This window comes from Frateuria defendens, from assembly GCF_001182895.1.
Taxonomy (GTDB): domain Bacteria; phylum Pseudomonadota; class Gammaproteobacteria; order Xanthomonadales; family Rhodanobacteraceae; genus Frateuria_B; species Frateuria_B defendens.
In genome coordinates this window covers 1-1,074 of record NZ_LFQR01000229.1, presented here as the reverse complement: position 1 = coordinate 1,074, position 1,074 = coordinate 1, and the positions used below count along the sequence as shown (strand labels likewise).

General features: G+C 51.7%; 2 protein-coding genes. Both read left to right on the top strand.

From position 1 onward, the window contains the following. The coding region (locus ACH65_RS20140; RefSeq protein WP_237561573.1) for a hypothetical protein at nt 1–712 on the top strand (712 nt) is incomplete at its 5' end. Then, nucleotides 709–927, top strand: a complete 219-nt coding sequence (locus ACH65_RS20135) for a hypothetical protein (RefSeq protein WP_153242679.1) — start codon at nt 709–711, stop codon at nt 925–927. The genes ACH65_RS20140 and ACH65_RS20135, both read left to right, overlap by 4 nt. Nucleotides 928–1,074: the final 147 nt, after the last annotated feature.

The window sequence follows — 1,074 nt, the reverse complement described above, 5'->3', positions numbered from 1 at the left end:
GGCCAAGGCATTCTATGGGGTCCAGGAGTATGGGGTGAACCTGCGCGGAAGCACCAGTAATGACGACGCTCAAGCGGCTCAGCTGTCGCATTGGGCAAACCAGGATGTGCTGAAGAACTACTTGGCGAACGACATCATCAAGCAGTCGGACAACGATTTCTATGCCTTCTATGGAAGGACGGTGGTTTACGGGGCCACAGCGGGACTTTCGGCTGGCGTACCTTTCCTGGAGGCTGCGAATGCGGTGCGGGAGGGAGGCATTTCGGGAACAGTATTGGGCTTCATGCTCTCCTCGCGGGTGGGAGCGGGCATGCTGGCGGGGACCGTTAATGCAGGAGCGCAGCTTGCTCAAGATGGGAAGATACGTCTGACGAATGTTGGAGTGGCGACTGCTACAGGAATGCTGGGGGTTGGTGGTGGTCTTTGGTGGAATACAGCAGTTAGCGCAAGTGGTGGATTTTTACAGACGGATATTAATAATATGGTTTATGATGAGAGTAAGAATCCATATATAGGGGCCGCCAAGTCAGGTGTGACAGGTGGCTTTGGGTACTATGTCGGTGATAAAACAACAAGGGGGCTTGGTGGAGTGGCAGGGGAGACGTTACTTCCGGCCATTTTTGGAAATACATCTGGCCCGATTTCATCGGAATCGTCGAGTGCGATTATTGACCGCTTGGGTGATTCGCCTGATAGTAAGGAAAAAAAATGAGGCGATTGTTTGTGATTTTAAGGGTTGGTGTCATTTATTTTTTTTGTTCTTTATTCGCTATTTTGGCCTTGTCGTGGGTGGGGGCGTTGCTCTATGGGAAAATTTTTGAACTTGCCGTAGCTATGCCTTTGGCACTAAGGGGGGCTGGTATGTCGTCAGTTGTAATGATGATTCTATTTTCTATTAACTGGCCGCGATTGCGTCCGCCAAAGTGAGTCCTGATTAGCGTCGAACCTCAGTGGCAAGTCGCGTGATTTGCGACGGCCGCGGAGGATGCTGAAGCCATGTTCACGACGGGAGTGTGAGTCATGGCGATGAATCGTGTGCCGTTTCAGAAGGGCCCCTCGACCAAGACCAATCTG

Bases quoted from the DNA above. Each gene is read 5' to 3' on its own strand.
- ACH65_RS20135 (WP_153242679.1), top strand. From the start codon at position 709: ATGAGGCGATTGTTTGTGATTTTAAGGGTTGGTGTCATTTATTTTTTT.